This window comes from Nonomuraea sp. NPDC050202 (assembly GCF_040656115.1).
GTDB lineage: Bacteria > Actinomycetota > Actinomycetes > Streptosporangiales > Streptosporangiaceae > Nonomuraea.
In genome coordinates this window covers 62367-79795 of the sequence record NZ_JBFALF010000042.1, presented here as the reverse complement: position 1 = coordinate 79795, position 17429 = coordinate 62367, and the positions used below count along the sequence as shown (strand labels likewise).

Annotated in this window: 17 protein-coding genes; 6 read left to right on the top strand and 11 right to left on the bottom strand. The window is 72.9% G+C overall.

Annotated features, from left to right (window positions below; translation table 11 throughout):
• Positions 1–21: 21 nt before the first annotated feature.
• Genes AB0I79_RS53800 through AB0I79_RS53785 form a run of 4 tightly spaced genes read right to left on the bottom strand, consistent with a single transcriptional unit; the run spans position 22 to position 4808 of the window.
• Positions 22–795, bottom strand: a complete 774-nt coding sequence (locus tag AB0I79_RS53800; protein ID WP_357891901.1) for a hypothetical protein — start codon at positions 793–795, stop codon at positions 22–24.
• Positions 792–2099 carry a VWA-like domain-containing protein gene (locus AB0I79_RS53795; protein WP_357891898.1) on the bottom strand — a complete coding sequence of 436 codons (1308 nt, stop codon included), beginning with the start codon at positions 2097–2099 and terminating at the stop codon, positions 792–794. The genes AB0I79_RS53800 and AB0I79_RS53795 overlap by 4 nt, the downstream gene beginning before the upstream one ends.
• A complete protein-coding gene (locus AB0I79_RS53790; protein WP_357891895.1) occupies positions 2092–3261 on the bottom strand; it encodes an AAA family ATPase in 1170 nt (389 codons plus the stop codon). The genes AB0I79_RS53795 and AB0I79_RS53790 overlap by 8 nt, the downstream gene beginning before the upstream one ends.
• A gap of 2 nt (positions 3262–3263) precedes the next feature.
• Positions 3264–4808, bottom strand: coding sequence for a serine hydrolase domain-containing protein (locus AB0I79_RS53785; RefSeq protein WP_357891892.1), 1545 nt, complete (start codon positions 4806–4808; stop codon positions 3264–3266).
• Positions 4809–4869: 61 nt separating this feature from the next.
• Between AB0I79_RS53785 and AB0I79_RS53780 the strand changes: the two genes are divergently transcribed.
• Positions 4870–5607 (top strand): Clp protease N-terminal domain-containing protein, encoded by a 738-nt coding sequence (locus tag AB0I79_RS53780; protein ID WP_357891889.1) that lies wholly within the window; start codon positions 4870–4872, stop codon positions 5605–5607.
• Here the strand turns inward: AB0I79_RS53780 and AB0I79_RS53775 are convergent, their stop codons facing one another.
• The gene (locus AB0I79_RS53775) at positions 5608–7206 is read right to left on the bottom strand and encodes a DASS family sodium-coupled anion symporter (RefSeq protein ID WP_357891886.1); all 1599 of its coding nucleotides are present in this window, start codon (positions 7204–7206) and stop codon (positions 5608–5610) included.
• A 26-nt stretch (positions 7207–7232) separates the two neighbouring features.
• Between AB0I79_RS53775 and AB0I79_RS53770 the strand changes: the two genes are divergently transcribed.
• Positions 7233–7451, top strand: coding sequence for an isocitrate/isopropylmalate family dehydrogenase (locus AB0I79_RS53770; RefSeq protein WP_357891883.1), 219 nt, complete (start codon positions 7233–7235; stop codon positions 7449–7451).
• A gap of 31 nt (positions 7452–7482) precedes the next feature.
• On the opposite strand, the gene AB0I79_RS53765 is transcribed toward AB0I79_RS53770, so the two are convergent.
• Together AB0I79_RS53765 and AB0I79_RS53760 are read right to left on the bottom strand one after the other, a co-directional pair.
• On the bottom strand, positions 7483–9657 hold the full coding sequence (locus tag AB0I79_RS53765) for a hypothetical protein (protein ID WP_357891880.1): 2175 nt from the start codon (positions 9655–9657) through the stop codon (positions 7483–7485).
• Positions 9658–9740: 83 nt separating this feature from the next.
• Positions 9741–10316 carry a restriction endonuclease gene (locus AB0I79_RS53760; protein ID WP_357891877.1) on the bottom strand — a complete coding sequence of 192 codons (576 nt, stop codon included), beginning with the start codon at positions 10314–10316 and terminating at the stop codon, positions 9741–9743.
• A 298-nt stretch (positions 10317–10614) separates the two neighbouring features.
• Here AB0I79_RS53760 and AB0I79_RS53755 point away from each other — a divergent pair, with 298 nt between their 5' ends.
• A complete protein-coding gene (locus tag AB0I79_RS53755; protein WP_357891873.1) occupies positions 10615–11523 on the top strand; it encodes a class I SAM-dependent methyltransferase in 909 nt (302 codons plus the stop codon).
• Between the two features lie 5 nt (positions 11524–11528).
• Here AB0I79_RS53755 and ligA read toward each other — a convergent pair whose 3' ends face one another.
• Positions 11529–13595 (bottom strand): NAD-dependent DNA ligase LigA, encoded by a 2067-nt coding sequence (gene ligA, locus AB0I79_RS53750; RefSeq protein WP_357891870.1) that lies wholly within the window; start codon positions 13593–13595, stop codon positions 11529–11531.
• Positions 13596–13648: 53 nt separating this feature from the next.
• Entirely contained in the window at positions 13649–14053 is a 405-nt protein-coding gene (locus AB0I79_RS53745; protein ID WP_357891867.1) for a DUF4440 domain-containing protein, read from the bottom strand.
• Positions 14054–14139: 86 nt separating this feature from the next.
• Here AB0I79_RS53745 and AB0I79_RS53740 point away from each other — a divergent pair, with 86 nt between their 5' ends.
• Entirely contained in the window at positions 14140–14508 is a 369-nt protein-coding gene (locus AB0I79_RS53740; RefSeq protein WP_357891864.1) for a helix-turn-helix domain-containing protein, read from the top strand.
• 176 nt (positions 14509–14684) lie between these two features.
• Positions 14685–14822, top strand: coding sequence for a hypothetical protein (locus tag AB0I79_RS53735; RefSeq protein ID WP_357891861.1), 138 nt, complete (start codon positions 14685–14687; stop codon positions 14820–14822).
• Between the two features lie 81 nt (positions 14823–14903).
• On the opposite strand, the gene AB0I79_RS53730 is transcribed toward AB0I79_RS53735, so the two are convergent.
• The gene (locus AB0I79_RS53730) at positions 14904–15374 is read right to left on the bottom strand and encodes a PPOX class F420-dependent oxidoreductase (protein WP_357891858.1); all 471 of its coding nucleotides are present in this window, start codon (positions 15372–15374) and stop codon (positions 14904–14906) included.
• A gap of 100 nt (positions 15375–15474) precedes the next feature.
• The gene (locus AB0I79_RS53725; RefSeq protein WP_357891855.1) at positions 15475–15912 is read right to left on the bottom strand and encodes an anthrone oxygenase family protein; all 438 of its coding nucleotides are present in this window, start codon (positions 15910–15912) and stop codon (positions 15475–15477) included.
• A gap of 229 nt (positions 15913–16141) precedes the next feature.
• On the opposite strand from AB0I79_RS53725, the gene AB0I79_RS53720 reads away from it, so the two are divergent.
• The gene (locus AB0I79_RS53720; RefSeq protein WP_357891852.1) at positions 16142–17422 is read left to right on the top strand and encodes a cytochrome P450; all 1281 of its coding nucleotides are present in this window, start codon (positions 16142–16144) and stop codon (positions 17420–17422) included.
• Positions 17423–17429: the final 7 nt, after the last annotated feature.

Below are 17429 nucleotides of genomic sequence, written 5' to 3'. Positions count from 1 at the left end.
GTGATCCGGGGTGTCGCGACGTCAGCGGTCGTCGCGGAGGGTGCGAAGGGTTTCGGCCTGTTCGGCGGTGACGCCCTTGGCGCGTTGGGCGGCGGCCTCCTCCGGGGTCAGGCCGGCGCCCGCCCAGGACGCCGTCTCCTCGAACGGGATGCCGGCCTGCCACCACGCCCGGGCGACCGCCACCGGGGTGAGGCCGCGCTGGATGTAGCGGGCGGCCTCGGCGGGTCTGAGGCCGAGCTCCTGCCACATGCGGGCCGTGGGGGCGGGCACGTTGTGCCGGGCCCAGGCGGCGGCCTCGTCGTCCACCCAGTCCTCGCCGCAGTAGCTGTAGATGACGAGGGCGTCGGTGTTGCCGAGCCGGGCGATGAACCGCTGGGCGCGGTCACGCGGGTCGCCGCCGCCCGCGAAGGCCATGAGGCTGGTGAACGCGTCCCCGGGGGCCGTGGGGTCGTGCGGGCTGCGGGGCTTGCGGCCTCGCTTGAGGTCGTAGGCCTGCTCCGGGGTGTGGCCCTGGTGCTTGAGGGTGATGGCGTCGTCGAGGTCGAACTCGTACTCGTGCCAGAGGAGTGCCTCGGCGGCGGTGAGGCCCGCGGCGCGGCAGGCCGCGACCGTGTCCGGGGTGACGTGGGCGGTGGTCCACTGGACGGCCTGCGCGGGGTCGGTGACTCCGGCCCGCCGCCAGGCGGTGGCCTGCGTGGCGGTCATCCGCCAGGTCCACCAGCGGTGTCCCTCGGCGGGCGGGATGCCGGCGGCCGCGTACGGGGCGGGGCCGAACTCCGGCGTGCTGGACGTCATGATGCTCCTTCCACGTGTACGGTCTGCGCCCACTCGGGTGCCCGGCCGGCCGGGTCGAGCAGGGCGACGATGACCCGGGTCCTGGGCGGGCGGTGCGGCCATGGGGTGCGGCCGTCGGTGATCGCGATGATCAGGTCCGGGGACGGGCGGGTGGACAGGGCGGCGGCGAAGCCGGCGCGCAGGTCGGTGCCTCCGCCGCCGTCCAGGCGCAGGTCCGAGATCCGGGTGAGGGTCTGCGGGCGGTACGCGCGGGCGTCGCAGGTGATCACCGTGAGCAGGCGGCGGGCGATGCCCATGGCCCTCAGGACCCCGGTGACCTCGGCCAGGGCCTGGGCCAGCATGGTCTCGGTGATCGAGCCCGAGGTGTCGATCAGCACGGTCACCGAGGGCAGGGGGCGGTGCAGGCTCGGCAGGACGACGCCGGGCAGCGCGGCGGCCCTGCGCGACGGCCTGCGGTAGGTGTAGTCGGCGCGGCCCGCCGCCTGGGTGAGGCCGTGGCGCACCCTGGCGGACAGGTGGCGGCGCCAGCTCACGGACGGTTCGAGCACCTGGCCGGCCCAGCGGCGCCAGCCGGCCGGGACGTCGTCCTGGGCGTTCAGGCGTTCGCGGATCCTGCGGGCGGTGTCCAGTGCGGTCAGGCGGGCGGTGGTGGGGGAGAGGGCGGGTGGCAGGTCGTCGCGGTTCCAGGTGCGGGGCAGGCCGTCGCACCCGCTGCCGCAGTCTCCTGGGGCGGTCGGTGGGTGGGGCGGGTTGTGGTGCTCCGGCTGTTCGTGCCGGTGGGCCGCTTCGCGGAGGGCGTGCCAGTACCGTTCGGCGGTCCAGCCGTCCGGGAGGCCGAGCCGGGCTGGGGTGGTCACGTCCGGTGGAAGGTCACGGCGTGCGGGTGTGGTCGCGTTCGGGGGGAGGCCGGGGCGGGTGGGGGCGGCCGTCTCCGGCGGGAGGTCAGAGATGTCGGCGGTGAGGTCGTCGTTGATCTCGGCGTCGGTGGCCAGGTTCCAGGCCTGCTGCTCCTCGGGCAGCAGCTCCACCACGCCGCCCGGGTAGCGGCGGGCGTGTTCCCGCAGGAGGTGGGTCACCTGGTGGACGAGCCAGAAGGCCACCTCCCGCACGCTCTGCCGCGCCAGCTCCTCGACCTCGACGTACACGCGCCAGCCCGTGTCCGTGGGGAAGCGCCGCAGCTCGCCGCGGGTGCCGGTGACCATGACGGGGTGGAGGGAGAGCAGGGCGGCTGCGAGGTACGGGGCCTGGTGGGCGGCGCGGACGCGGGCCGCCGACCACTTCTGCCACAGGTCGGGGTCAGTCACCGAGCAGCCCCGCCGAGCGCAGGATCGGGGTCAGCTCCAGCAGCGCGGCCGGGATCCTGGCGCCCGGCGGGCGGCGGCCGGCCAGGGTGCGGGCCGCGAGGGTGGCCACGTCCGGTGCGGTACGGGCGGCCTTGGCGATCACCCTCCAGGCGGCGTCCCAGCGTTCCACGTCGCCGGCGGCCACCGCGACGGCCACCACCGAGGTGAGCACGGCGAAGGCCCGATCGCCGCGCCGGGGCAGCTCGAACGCGTCCGGGTCCGCCAGCACCGCCATCGGGTCCGGCAGGTCCAGGTGCTCCAGCCAGGACAGGAACTCCAGCGCCGCCCCCTCCCCGACGGCCCCCGCCACGAGCACGTCCAGCACCTCGGCCGGGGCCCCGGCGGCCTTGCACGCCGCCATCAGCTTGGCCGCCGCCTCCCACGACCGGGGGCTGGGCCACCCCTGACCACCGCCCGGCCTGGACGCGCCATCGCCCCAGGTGCCGCCGCCGCTGCCCGGCCTGGCGGACGTACCGCTGCCCGCCAGGTTGCCGCCCGAGGGGACCTGCAGCGCCAGCGCGGGCCTGACCTCCAGGAACGCCGCCACGGTCGCGCGCGCCTCCATCACCTGCTCGGGGGACGGTGGCTGCGCGAATCCGGTCAGCGACGGCGCCGGAAAACCCATGGCCAGGCCCCGGGCGATCTGCCTGCCGTCCACCGGCCAGTCGAGGTGCACGAGCCGGTTGGCCAGCGGCGGCGCCAGGTCCCAGCCGTCGGCGGCCTCCTCGGGCGGGTTGGCGGCGGCGACCACCTGCACCTTGTCCGGCAGCCGTACGTCGCCGACCACCCGCTCCAGCACCACCCGCAACATCGCGGCCTGCACCGCAGGGGGAGCCGTGGTCAGCTCGTCGAGGAAGAGCAGCCCGTGCCCGGCGGTGGCCAGCCGGTGGGCCCAGGCCGGCGGGGTCAGCCGCACCGCGCCGTCGGAGATCACCGGCAGGCCCGCGAAGTCGCTCGGCTCCCTGATCGAGCCGATGACCACCTCGACGGGCCAGTTCAGGGACTCGGCGAGGGCCACGACGGCCGAGGTCTTGCCGGTGCCGGGGCTGCCCCACAACAGTGTCGGCACGCCCGCCGACACCGCGATCGACAGGGCCTCCAGCACGGTACGGCTGTCGCCCACGCTCACTTCTCCACCGCCGGCGAGCTCTCCACCGCCGGCGAGCTCTCCACCGCCGGCGAGCTCTCCACCGCCGGCGAGCTCTCCACCACCGGCGAGCTCTCCACCGCCGGCGAGCTCTCCAGCCGCGGGACCAGGCCGGGCACCCCGAGCTGCCGCGCCAGCAGCGCCAGCTCGTGCCCCGGCAGCTCCCGCCGTACGGTCGCGGCGTTGTCCGCCAGCGGCGTCGCCGTCAGCCGTACCTGCCCCACGCCCTGCCGGAACGCCTCCGGATCCCAGGGCAGCGACACCACGGCCTCCTCGGCGATCCGCGCGACGTCCTCGGCGGAGGGTCGCGACGCGATGCCGAGCCGGGTGGTGAGCCGGTCGCCGACCAGCAGCCCCGCCAGGAAGCTCCGCCCGGCCGCGAGGCTGCGCCGGGGCCGGGGGTCGGCGCCGTGTACCCAGGCGGTGACGAGCTCGGCGACGAGCCGGGCGGCCGCGTGGCCGGGCCGGTCGGAGAGGCCGAAGTCGCCCAGGTCGAACTGGTTGGCGGAGATCACCAGCGCCACCCGGTCCTCGGTCCAGCCGCGGGTGAAGTGCGTCCAGCCCCAGGGGTACTCGCCGCCGTGCCCGATGTACGGGTGCTCGCCGCCGAAGACGTTGAACACCAGCCCGACGGACAGATCGGGCTGGGGCCCCATGAGGGTGCCCCCGGACGCCTGGGCCGTGACCATCTGCGCCGCCAGCTCCGGGGAGAGGACCGGAGACCCGCCGTTGAGTATCGCCAGCACGAACCGGGCGTGGTCGGACGGCGTGCTCAGCGCCGAGCCCGCCGGATAGTCACCCGGGTACAGCGGGGGCAGCGGCAGCCGCACCCCGGGCAGCGTCGCGTACCCGGTGGAGCGGCGGGCCAGCAGCCCGGCCGGCACGAAGTCGGGGTGCTGCGCCCGCGGGAACACGGTCGAGCCCATCCCCAGCGGCGCGAACACGTGCCGCGCCACCCACTCGGAGAACGTCACCCCGTCGGGGTTGAGCAGCTCGACGAGGTGCCCGACGACGGCGATCCCCACGTTGCTGTACTGGTACCGCGCCCCCACGGGCCCGGCCCAGAACGGGACCATCGTGCCCCCGTACGCGTCGGACCGCCCCGCCTCCAGCACCCGCCGCAGGTGCTCCCCCAGCGGCGGTGGCGGCACCCGGTCGAAGTTGCCCATGCCGATGCCGAGCCCGCTGCGGTGGGTGAGCAGGTCCCGCAGCGTGACGGGCCGCTGCCCGTGCGGGTTGACGACGCGTACGTACGGCTCGATCGGCTCGTCCAGCCCGATCACGCCGCGCTCCACGAGCTGCAGGGCGGCGACCCCGGTGTACGGCTTGCAGTCCGAGCCCGTGGGCCCGACCGTGTCCACCGTCATCGGCCGGCCGGTGGCCAGGTCCGCGACCCCGTACGCCCGCGCCAGCGCCACCTCCGTGCCGGCCCCCACCGCGATCGACAACCCCGGTGTCCCGCAGTGCTCCATGATCTCCGGCACGAACGTGTCGAGCGCCTCTCCCAGCGTGCTGATGTCCATGTGTCAACGGTCGCATTGACATCCATGAAGTGTCAAGGCAAGTGTTGACAGTCATAATGGTATGGTGCCACAGCTACCCGATCTCGCCGAGCTGCTGTCGATCGTCGAAGAGCGCAGCGCGGACGACACCGACGCCCTGACCCGCCTGACCGTGGCCGAAGGCGTGCTGTCCGACCTGGAGAAGGTCGGCGACCGCCTGCTCGGCTACCTGGTCGAGCTGGCGCGGGCCGAGGGCTGCTCGTGGGCGGACATCGGCGACCACCTCGGCATCAGCCGCCAGGCCGCCCAGCAGCGTTACGGCCGGCGCTGGTCCAGCCTCACCATCGCCGACCTGGCCAGGTCGGGAGCGTTCGAGCGGTACACGGGCCGGGCCAAGGAGACCCTCGAACGGGCCGAGGAGCACGCCCGCCGCCTCGGCCGGCCCTCCATCGAGGCCGGTCACGTGCTGCTGGGCATCCTCGACGACCCGAACACGCTGGCCGTCCGCGCCGTGGCCACCCAGGACGCGGACCCGGCCGCCCTGCGCGAGGCCCTGGAGCGGCGGCTGCCCACTGGCACCGGCTCCCCGGCGGCGCTCTCGGTCGGTGCCGACGCCCGCCGGGCTCTCACGGCCGCGCTGACCGAGACGGCGGAGCTGCGGCACAACTACATCGGCACCGAGCACATGCTCCTCGGCCTCCTGCACGACAAGTCGGGCACGGCCGGGAAGCTCCTGTGGGAGCACGGCATCGCCCTGGAGCCGACGCGGGCCGCCGTCCGGGCCGCGCTGGAGGCGTTCCTGCGTTCCAGGGAGGCCTGATCAGGCGCCGATGCCGGTCAGCCCGACGAGCAGCGGCAGGAGCACGATGATCAGAAGGGCGCCGAGCACGTCGAAGCTCACCCCCGACCGGATCATGGTCGTGATCGGCACGACCCCCGACCCGTACGCGATCGCGTTCTGCGGGGTGGAGACCGGCAGCATGAACCCGAACGACGCCGCGAACGTCGCCGCCAGCGCGGGCACGAACGGGTTCACCCCGGCCGCCACCGCGATCGGGATGACGATCGGCACCACCACGGCCGCCGACGCCGTGTTGCTGGTGGTCTCCGAGACCAGCACGGCCAGCACCACGGCGAACGCGGTGATGGCGAACACGCTGCCCAGCCCCAGCGCCGAGCCCGCCGACGAGCCGATGGTCCTGGCCAGCCCCGTGCCCTCCAGCAGGGAGCCGAAGATGATGCCGGTGCCGAACAGCACGATCGTGCCCCAGTCGATCTTGGCGGCGTCGCTCCAGCTCAGCGTGAACTCGCGCCTGCCCCAGTCGGTCGGCAGCAGGAACAGCAGCGCCGCCCCGAGCACGGCCACGACGCCCTCGTTGAGCCTGCCGCTGATCGTGGTGTAGAGGGCGGAGTCGGTCCCGGTGAACACGGCGACCAGGCCGGGGAAGACCCACAGGAACACGGTGACGCCGAAGGCGACGAGCGTGTTCTTCTCCGCGCGTGACAGCGGGCCGAGGGTGGCGCGCTCGCGGTGCACGTACTCCTCGACGCCCTCGATCCTGCGGATCTCCGGCCGGTTGAGCAGGAGCAGCACGACCGCGAGCGCGGCGAACATGAGCGCGCAGATCGGCAGCGCCGTGAGCATCCACTCGGTGAACGAGATGCGCCTGCCGGTGGCCTCCTCGATGAGGCCGCGGCCGATCAGGTTCGGCGGGCTGCCGACAGGGGTGATCAGGCCGCCGACGCTGGCCCCGTACGCGAGCATCAGGACCAGCGCGGCGCCGACGCGCAGCCGCAGCGGGTTGAAGTCGGGCGCGACCAGCCCGCGGTCCTGCAGCAGCTTGGCGATGACGGCGAGCATGCCGAGCGCGGTGGGCAGCAGCATGGCCACGGTGGCGGTGTTCGAGACGAACGCCGACAGCAGGCCGGTGATCAGGCCGAACGCCACGACCAGCCGGAACGTCGAGCGGCCCACGCCGGGCAGCGACAACATGCGGAAGGCGAAGCGGCGCGCCACGCCGTGCTTGAGCATCGCCTGCGCCAGGATGAACGCGCCGATGAAGGTGAACAGCGTGGGGGAGCCGAGCGGGGCGAGCGCGTCGGTGGCGGAGGCCACGCCGAGCAGCACGATCACGCCGACGCCGATGAGCCCGCCGACGGGGATGGGCACCGGCTCGGTCACCCACAACACGATGACCCCGAGCAGCACGCCCGCCAGCGTGTGCTGCTCGGCGTCCATCCGCAACGGCAGCAGCAGGAAAACCACCGTGACGAGCGGCGCGAGCCACAGGCCGGTGGTGCGTCTGGCCTTCTCGAAACGTTCCTCGGCCGGCGTCAGCCGCTGCTCGCCGAGGCTGCGGTAGGTGGCGTGGCCCAGCAGGGCCTGGTCGACGTCGGTTCTCGGGAGGCCGGAGTTCATCGTCTGCTCCTCACGTTGCCGCCGTCTTGGACCTTTCCGCGCAGCGCCGGTTGAATCGCCGGCATGACGACGCATGGCATCGCCGTGATCCCCGGTCGGCGCCGGACATCGCGGGGCATGGCGTCGCCGATCCGATCGGGGCCATCCGGTCGGCCGCCCTGATGGCGGAGCACCTGGGGCACGCCGGCACGGCCGACGAGATCGTGGCCGCCATCGCGGACGTCCTGGCCAAGGGGACCGCATGACCGCAACGAGCCTCCGCCGATGGACCGGCTCTCAGCGCTGAGGCGCCCGGTGCACCACGCGGTCGTCGCCGCGTCCCGGCCAGGCCATGACGAGCAGCCGCTGCCCCACCTTCTTGTCCCAGTCGGGCGGGTCGTAGTGGACGCGGATACGGTAGTGCCCCTTCCTGCCGCGCAGGGCGAGGTCCGGCAGCGTGACGCCGGCGAGGTTGTCGGCGAGCACGATGCTGCCCGTCGGGCTCTCGTACCCGACCTCGACGACGTGCTGCCAGCCCCGGGTCTCGACCGGGGGACGGCGGTCGTAGGTCTCGGTGGTGACGCAGACGCGGTAGGTGGTGTCGACCTCGATGAGCAGGTGACCGGGAGCGGCGGCCACCAGATCGACGTCCTGACTGTAGAGGTCGGACTCCGGAACGTCCGCGTCCTCGTACGCCTCCAGCCCGACCTCAGGCCAGTCCGGCTCCTTCTCCCTGGTGGCCCGCACCGGCTCGATCAGCGGCCGGTGGCGCGGCGCGCGGTCGCACATGGCCTGCTGCTCGGCCTCCCACGCCAGCATCTCGGCCTCCTCCTCGGCCGCCGCCTGCTCCACGTCCGCTTCGGCCTTCGGGCAGATGCTCGCCAGGAGCCCGGCGTGTTCGAGCGGGTCGATCCCGTACGCCTGCCGGAACCGGGTCCTGTCCCGCGTGTCGCCGCTCGTGTAGACGCCGCACATGCGGTGCCCGTACGCGATCACCCGCCGGTCCGGCATGTCCTCGCCGAACAGCGGGGCGGTGCTGTACCGCACCCCGCACACGAACTCGCGCTCGCCGGTCATCGCGATGGAGGACCGCCGGCTCAGCTCGGCCTCGCACTCGCCGTAGGTGCTGGTCCGGTCCGGCTCCTGGTCCGACGCAGGCACCAGGGCGAGCAGCGCGCCGGTGGCCAGGCTCGCCGCGACCACCCGGTACGGGCTGCGCCTGGCCGGCGGGGTGGCGTACGCGAGCGTGAGGAGCAGGGCGGAGAGCGTGAAGGCGGCGCTGTACCAGAGCGGGGAGACGCCGGGCAGGCTCGTGAGCAGCTCGTCGAAGAGCGCGGCCTCGAAAACCTGGACCGCCCGCGTTCCCTCGTCCGCCGTCGTCAGCCCGCTCACCACGCCCGCCACCGCCGCCAGCAGCAGCGTCGCGATCGTGCCGAGCACGAGCCGCCGGGTCCGCAGCAGCACGGCCGCCAGCACCAGCCCCGACGCGCCGCCGATGCCGATGAGGAGGTCGAGCGGGTGCCAGAGCTGCCGCAGGAACCATCCGTTCCCGGAGAACCAGGACGAGATCGCCCCGCGCGGCCCGATCCAGGCGAAAACCCCGTTCACGCAGTTGACCACGGCCGGCACCAGCGGCACCACCACCGCCGCCCCTTGCGCCGGCCACCACCGCAGCGCACACCTGGACGTGCTGCCGGACGGGACCTTGGGCTCGTTGGCGGCCTCGCGCGCGGACCGGCCGAGCCACACCACCGTGATCACGTCGAGGACCAGCCCGATGCCCTCGAACCACACGTAGGACCGGCTGAAGGGGGAGAAGAACTGGGGTTCGAGCACCGGTCCCGCCGCGACCACCGCTCCCGCCCACAACGTGCCCCGCCGCCAGCGGCCGTCCTTCGCCTGCGCCACCAGCGTCAGCACCAGCCACACCACCCACGGCACCCACGGCACCCCGCTCGCGGGCAGGACGTCGTAGAGAACCTGGCCATCGGCCCCGGCCGTCCCGAGCGCCACGACGGCGAGCCTGCGCACCGGCATGAGCAGCCCTGCGACGAGCGCCACCAGCCGCAACGCCAGGGGCACCGTGCGCATCACCCGGAAGAACAGCACCGTCGCGGCGACCTGCGCGAGGTCCTCGGGCAGGTCGGACCCGAGGGGCAGGCGGTCGACGAGCTCGCACACCAGCCACACGTACAGCGCGATCCGCAGCAGCCGCTCCTCCCGGGTCGCCCGCCGCCCGCCGTCGCGCCGCTTCGGCAGGATCTGCCACAACCCCCAGACGCGTACCAGCCCGACCAGGACCAGCATCACGAGGAGGTCCGCGTCCACCTCGTCCGGCTGCCCGGGGAACCAGGCGTAGACGAGCAGTATGGAGAGCCGGGCATCGCCGGTCGTCAGGGCGACGACGCCCGACGCGGCGACCAGGATCGCCAGGACGGCGACGACGACCAGGCCGGGACGGTGGCGGAGCACGGGCGGTTCCTCGGGCGGTTCGTCGGGGGTGAAGGAACGAAGCGCCCAACCCTAACGGTGCGGACGCCCGGAAGTCGATCAGGTCACGGCACCCGCTGCGGCGTCAGGGCGACCCGGCCGGTCAGCCAGTCGGCGAGGCGGTCGCGCTCGACGAGCAGGAGGGGCCGGCGGGCGTTGAGGGCCTCCTCGCGGGCCTGGCGGGTGAGGTGGCCGGAGGTGATGAGGACGCCGGTGTAGCCGTCGAAGGTGTTGGCCAGCGCCCCCAGGAAGTTACGGACCTCCGGGGCGCCGACGGTGCGGCTGTAACGCTTGCACTGCACCGCGTACGGGCCGCCGCCGGGTGCGACGGCGGTGATGTCGACGCCGCCGTCACCGCTGCCGCCCCGCTCGCGCACGCGACGGAACCCCTCGGCGATCATGCGTTCGGCGACGAGATGCTCGAATTGGGGCCCGGACATGAGATCGACCTTCGCCAATTCCGTGTTGGCGGCGAGGAATTGCCGTCGGTTGGCCTGGATGACCCGATATCGCAGGAAAAGAGCGCCGCCGAAGGCCGCGATCAGGAGCGCGAGGACGCTCATGGCAATCCCCGGATTCTCCACGGCGAATCTGGCCGCGAGGGTGGCTGCGATGATGGCGCCCACCAGGCAGATCAGCAACAACTGCGCCTTGCCGCTCGACTCGGATCGTTTCCTGCGGCGCCCGGATCGCCTCGCCATCATTTCCTCCTTCAGGTGGTGCTGATGGCGAGTATGAACGGCGGCACCGACAGAATTCGGGGGCCAGGGGATTGCGGCGATCAGCCTCGTTCACCCGGCTCTGCGGATATCGCTGGGACAGGAGATCGAGGTGGGTCCCCGCGGGCCGGATCCGGCCGGCCGAACTTTCGGCGACCTCCCGATGGCCATGCGGCAAACCCTCTTCTTCGCCGGAAAACCGGGCTGTTAGCGTCCGGGCATGTCAGCACCGGATCTCACCGCCGCACTGGAGCGCATCCCCGGCTGGTTCTGGCCGGCCGACCAACGCCTGTTCGAGTGGTTCCTGTCGAACGAGGACGCCTCCGGCGACGTCCTCGAAATGGGGACTTACCTGGGTAAGAGCGCCGTCCTGATCGGCGGCCACGTACGCCGGGGGGAGACGTTCACCGTCTGCGACCTCTTCGAGGCGGACGCCCCCGACGCCGACAACGACGCCGAGACCACCCGGTCGTACTCCACCCTCACCCGCCACCGGTTCGAGCAGAACTACCTGAGCGTCCACGACACGCTGCCCGAGATCGTGCACGGGCCGACCTCGATCATCCTGGACCATGTGCGGGCCGGCACCTGCCGGTTCGTCCACGTGGACGCCTCGCACCTGTACACGCACGTCAAGGGTGACGTCCTGGCGGCACGGACCGCGCTCGGCCAGGGCGGGGTCGTCGCCTTCGACGACTACCGCAGCGAACACACGCCGGGCGTCGCGCTGGCCGTCTGGGAAGCGGTCGCCGGTCTCGGGCTGGAGCCGATCTGCGTCAGCAGCCAGAAGCTGTACGGGATGTGGGGCGACCCGGCGCCCGTGCAGGAGCGGCTGCTCGAATGGCTCGCCACCCGCCCCGACCTGTGGCACACGACGGACGTGCTGGGCGAGCGGAACCTCGTCCGCGTCAACCAGCGCAAGAAGCCGAAGCCCGCGCAGCCCCAGAGCGAGCTGGACCGGCTCGCCACGGAGCTGCGGCGCACGACGGCCGAGCTGAAGAAGGTCACGGCGGAGTCGCAGCACGCCGTCCAGGCGCTGAAGAAGGCCACCAAGGAGGTCAGCGTGCTGGGCCCCGTGGCGCATCGCGCCGCCGGCTGGCTCCGCCGCCGCGCCACCCCCACGCGGTAACAGGCTCAGATGAACGCGCTCACCTGATCGGCGAACTCCTCCGGGCTCACGATCCGAACCCCCAGCGTCTCGGCCTTGGCCCGCTTCGAGCCCGCCTTCTCGCCGGCCACCAGCATCGACGTCTTGGCGGAGACGCTGGAGGAGGACTTGCCGCCGGCCCGTTCGATCAGCTCGTTCATCTCGTTGCGCGACAGCGTCGCCAGCGGGCCCGTCATCGTGCCGGTCACGACCACCGACATCGAGGCGAGGGGCAGCTCCACAGCCGCTGCCTCCGGCTCGTCGCTCGGCGGGGTGGCGCCGGGCTCCGTCATGTTCACCCCGGCGCGTACCAGCTTGTCGATCAGCGGGGCGAGCTCGGCCAGCTCGACCACCACGACCGGCGCCTTCTCCGGCCCGATGCCCTCCACCTGCTGGATCGCCTCGGCGTCGGCCGCGCGGATGTTGTCCATCGTGGCGAAGTGGCGGGCGATGCGGCGGCTCATCGAGCGGCCGGTGCCGCGCACGCCGAGCGCCGCGAACACCCTGCTGAGCGGGCGTGTCTTGGCCTGCTCGATGGCGGCGAGGAGGTTGTCGGTGCTGGTCTCGCCCATCCGCTCCAGGCCCAGCAGTTGCTCGCGGGTCAGGAAGAACAGGTCGGCGAAGTCGGCGATGAGGCCGGTGTCGAGGAACTGCTTGATGCGGTTCTCCGCCAGGCCCTCGATGTCGAGGGTGTCACGGCCGACCGCGTACGTGATGGAGGCGATCGCCCGGCAGCTCCGGCCGCGTACGCACCGCCACCGCTCCTGGGAGCTGTCGATCGCGTCGCCGCACGACGGGCAGACCTCGGGGATGGGGATGGGCCGCTCCTCGCCGGTGCGCAGGTGCACCACGGGCGCCTCGACCCGGGGGATCACGTCGCCCGCCTTGTAGACGGTCACGCTGTCGCCCAGCATCAGGCCGCGCCTGGCGATGTCGGCGACGTTGTGCAGGGTGGCGTAGGTGACGATGCTGCCGTCGAGCTCGACCGGCTCCAGCACGGCGCGGGGCGCGATGACGCCGGTGCGGCCGGTGTTCCACTCCACGCCCAGCAGCTTGGTGATCTTCTCCGTGGCGGGCAGCTTGTACGCCACCGCCCAGCGCGGCGCCCGCGAGCTGAACCCGGCTTCGGCCTGGTCGGCCGCCAGATCGCACTTGATCACGATGCCGTCGATGCCGAACGGCAGCTCGGCCCGCGCCGCCGCGATCTCCCCGACCCTGGCCTGCACCTGATCGAGCTTCTCGGCCACGACCCCGGCCACCGGCGTGGCGGCCGTGGTCTGCACGCCCTGCGCGGCCACCCACTCCATGATCTGGCTGTGCGGCCACTCGCGCAGGCCCGCGGCCAGGTCGGACTCGTCGCCGGGCGCCGGGAGGGCGCCGTAGCCGAAGAACGTCAGCTCGCACACGTACGGCCGGTCCTGGGCGCGCAGCGTGCCCGCGGCGGCGCTGCGCGGGTTGGCGAACGTGGTGCCGTCGTGCGCCTTGCGCTTGGCGCACGCCTCCTCGAACTGGGAGGCCGTCATCATGACCTCGCCGCGCAGCTCCACCGTCACGGCGTCGGCGAGCCGGTCGGGCAGGCCGACGATGGTGCCGATGGCGTGCGAGACGTCCTCGCCCGCGCTGCCGTCGCCCCGGGTGACGAGCTGAGCCAGGCGGCCGTGCCGGTAGCGGGCCGAGATCGCCAGCCCGTCGAGCTTGGGCTCCACGCTCCACGCCGTGACCGGCCGCCCGAGCCTGCGCTCCAGCCCCGCCGCCCAGTCGGCGAGCTGCTCGGCGCCGAACACGTTGTCCAGGCTCAGCATGGGCACCGTGTGCGGCACGTCGCCCACCACCGCCCCACCGGCCACCTTCCCGGTCGGCGACGACGGCAGCACCGACTCGGGATGCTCCTCCTCGTACGCCTGGATGCCGCGGACCAGCCGGTCGTAGGCGTCGTCGTCGAGCGTCGAGGTGCCGTCGGCGTAGTAGGCCGCGGCGGAGTCGACGGCGAGCTGCACGGCCTCGGCGTAGGCCGTGTCGTCGGGCAGCGCGGTGAAGGGGGGCGTCTCGGTCATGGACCCATCATGGCCAGCGGCACCGACAATTCCAGCACCCTCACCCGCCGGGATCAGGCCGCGCCGCCGCTGCTCGGGAGCGCGACGCCGAAGGGGTTGTCGATCGTGTACCGCCAGTGGCCGTCCGCGCCGCGCCGGGCGACGTCGGTGGCCGTGCCGTCGATGCGCACCTGCTCGCCCGCGCGGCTCGTGCCCTCGATCGTCCAGTCCACGATAAGGAGCGCGAGGTCGCCGGTCGCGTAGACGTGCCGGGGCCGTACGGCGATCGGGACCCCGAGCGCCATGAACGCGGCGTTGGCGCTGTGCGCCTCGGCACCGGTCAGCGGGACGCCCGGCTCGGGCACGAACACCGCCCCGCCCTCGTACACCTCGGCCACCGCCGCGGGATCACCGCTGTTGAAGCGCTCGGCGAACACCGCGGGCACGTCCTCGGGCCGCCTGGCAAGCTCACGCATCATCCACCACTCCCCGGTAGAACGGATTCAGGATTCGAGACGCGGCAACGCTAGGAGACTGCTCAGTGACTCACCAAACGGTTGGTGACGTGATCCGGCGGCCGGGGCTGCCGGACGACCCCCGGGCGGCCGTCGCCGAGCCCACGCCGTCCTGCCCGGTGGAGATCGCCCTCGCCGCGCTGCGCGGCCGGTGGACGACGCTCGTGGTACGCGAGCTGCTGCGGGGTGAGCGCACGTTCACCGAGCTGGCGCAGGCGCTGCCCGCGTTGTCGGACAAGGTGCTGTCGGACCGGCTGGCGCAGCTCGCGCGGAGCGGCGTGCTCGTCCGCGACCGCCGGCCCGGCTGGCCGCCCCGCACCTCCTACCGGCTGACCCCGCAGGGCCATCGCCTCGGGCCCGTGCTCCAGGCGCTGTGGGACTGGGGCGCCGAAGGGATGGCAGCGCCCATCAGCGACTGACGGCGACCGGCGGCGCCCGGCAGCGGCTGACAGCGATCGACGGTGGCTGGCAGCGCCCGGCGGCGGCTGACAGCGATCCGGCAGAGCCGCCTGGCACGGTCAGGCCATGAACAACACGCGCGCCGGAGTCGCTGCTGGACACCTACGAGGAGGAACGCAGGCCGATCGCCGCCGGCGTGCTCGGCCTCAGCGCGGACCTGCACGACAAGAAGTCGATCAGGCGCGACGAGGAGACCTACCAGCTCACGCTGAGCTACCGGGGCGGCTCGCTGGCCGGGAACGGCGGCCGTACGGGGCCGCGCGGCACACGCTGATCAGGCCGGACGGGTACGTCGGGATCGCCACCTCCTCGGCCGAGGAGGTGGCCGCCTACCTGACCATGGTGTGAGCCCGCGTCACCCGCCGGCGGCCAGGCGCGCGGGGAAGCCGCCCGTCGCGATGGGGCCCCAGCGGTCGATGTGGATGCGGATCAGCGACTTGTCCTGGCGCCGCATGGCCTCGCGGTACTCGTCCCAGTCGGGGTGCTCGCCCGCGATGCACCGGTAGTACTCGACGAGCGGCTCCAGAGCCTCCGGCATGTCCAGCACCTCGCCCCTGCCGTCGACCTGCACGTACGGCCCGTTCCAATCGTCGGACAGCACGCAGATCGACACGCGGTCGTCACGGCGGGCGTTGACCGCCTTGGCCCGGTCGGGATAGGTGGAGACCACGATCCTGCCGCCCTCGTCGACGCCGCAGGAGACGGGCGAGAGCTGGGGACGCCCGTCCGCACGCGTGGTGGACAGCAGGCCGTGGTGCCGGGGGCGCAGGAAGTCGAGCAGTTCGGGCAGGTCGACGCGGCGCGCGGTCGCGATGTTCGGAGCCATCTCGAGATGCCTTTCCCATAAGCCGTGCACGGTAGGTCGTGCAAGGTCGTACTCGAATCCGATCCTTCCAGACCGGCGGCGCCGCGTGACGGAGCCCCGATCACATCGCGGTCAGCCCGAGCCCGACCAGGACGAGGCTCGCCGCGCACGCCACCGTGCGCAGCGTGTTGAAGGCGGTCCACCGGGGCGAGTAGGCCTTGAACGACATGGTCCGGGCGTCCAGCGCGTTGTTCATCGGCACGTTGATCGCCACGGTGACCAGGAACGAGCCGGCGAAGTTGACCCCCGCGGCGGCGAAGAACCACGTGGCGGCCATGCCGTCCGCGAGGAACCCGGCCACCAGGGCGGCCAGCGGCGAGCCGATGAAGGCGATGAAGAGCCAGCCGTTCAGGATCTTCCGGTTGATGCTCCGCATCGCCGCCTCGGCCTGGGCGGGGTCGATGGCGTTCAGCCCTGGCATGACGGACATGGAGAAGGAGTAGAACAGGCCCGTGAGGGCGCCGTGCAGCACGAGGGTGATCAGAGCCAGTACAAGCATGGTCATATGGTGACGCTGGACCGCCGAGACGGTCCATGGTGGACGATCTCACCTCCATACGCGAGCGTCTACGGCGCGGAGCGCAGTCGGCAGCACGCGGCCGGCATCCGCCCGCAGCGGACGGGAAGCCCGCTCCCCGCGTTCAGCACCACGCGGTTCCCCATGCGGTGATCTTGGCAGAACCGCCGGGAGGCTTGCCAAGCGAACGCGGTCGGGAGACCGTGGCGGCGTGCGCGATATCCCCGGACCTCCCGCCCAGTCAGACAGCGGGCTGGGCGCCATCACGGCCGCGGGCGGCCTGCACGCCTACCAGCTCGACCTGCACGACCGGTACGGCCCGCTGGTGCGTTTCCAGCTCCCCGGCTCCCCGTCGGCCGTCTCGGTGGCCGACCCCGTGCTCCTGGAGGCCACGGCCACGGTCAACGCCCGCCCGGACAAGCTCTTCGAGTTCCTGGCCCCGCTGTGCGAGGCGGGCAACCTCCAGACCCTCCCCGCCGGCGAACACGTCCCGTTCCGCCGCGCCCTGCTGTCGGTCCTGGCCGGCCGCCGCTCCCACGAGGCTCACTTCCCCGCCTTCACCGCCCTGGCCACGGAGCTCGCCGACCGCTGGGCGGGCCTGGGCGAGGTGGCGTTGCAGCAGGACCTGAGCGCGCTGTCCCTGCGCATGATCTGCCAGTACGCCCTCGGCGGCGACATCGACGACCCCGCCCGCGTGGTGAGCGCGTTCGAGACCGTGCTGACCGTCTACCTGGGCCGCCTCCACGAGAGCGACGACGACCTGTCGCGGGCCGAGCAGGCGCTGGCGTACCTGCGCGAGGTCGTGGACGGCGTGCTGGCCGCCGGTGGCAGCGACCTGGTGGCCGCCCTGGTCAAGGCCGGCATGACGCCGGCCCGCATCCGCGACACCGTCCTCATGATCATGCTGGCCGCCCACCACACCACCGGCGTGGCCGTCTCCTGGACCCTCCACCTCCTGGCCCGCCACCCGGAGGCCGCGGCGCGGGTGGCCGCGGAGCTGGACGACGTCCTGGGCGAGCGGCCCGCCCCGTCCTACGCCGACCTCAAGCGCCTGCCGTACCTGGAGATGGCGCTCAAGGAATCGATGCGCCTCTACCCGCCGGGCCCGTACGGCGCCCGCGAGACCACCGAGGACCTCACCCTCGGCGGCCACCGCATCCCGGCGGGCACCACGATCTTCTACCCCTTCTGGGCCGTCCACCTGAACCCCGACCACTGGCCTGACCCGCACGCGTTCGTCCCGGACCGGTTCACCCCCGAGGCGTCGGCGCGCCGTCACCGGTACGCCTACATCCCCTTCGGGCTGGGGCCGCGCAGTTGCGAGGGCGCGAGCCTGGCCATGGTGGAGGCGGAGCTGGTGCTGGCGGTGCTGCTCAGGAGGCTCCGCTTCGAACCGGTCGAGGATCATCCCGTGGCGCCGGTGGAACGCTTCGTGCTGTGGGCCGAGGACGACATCAGGATGCGCGTACGCGTGAGGCGGCCTTCCGGATGACGTGAAC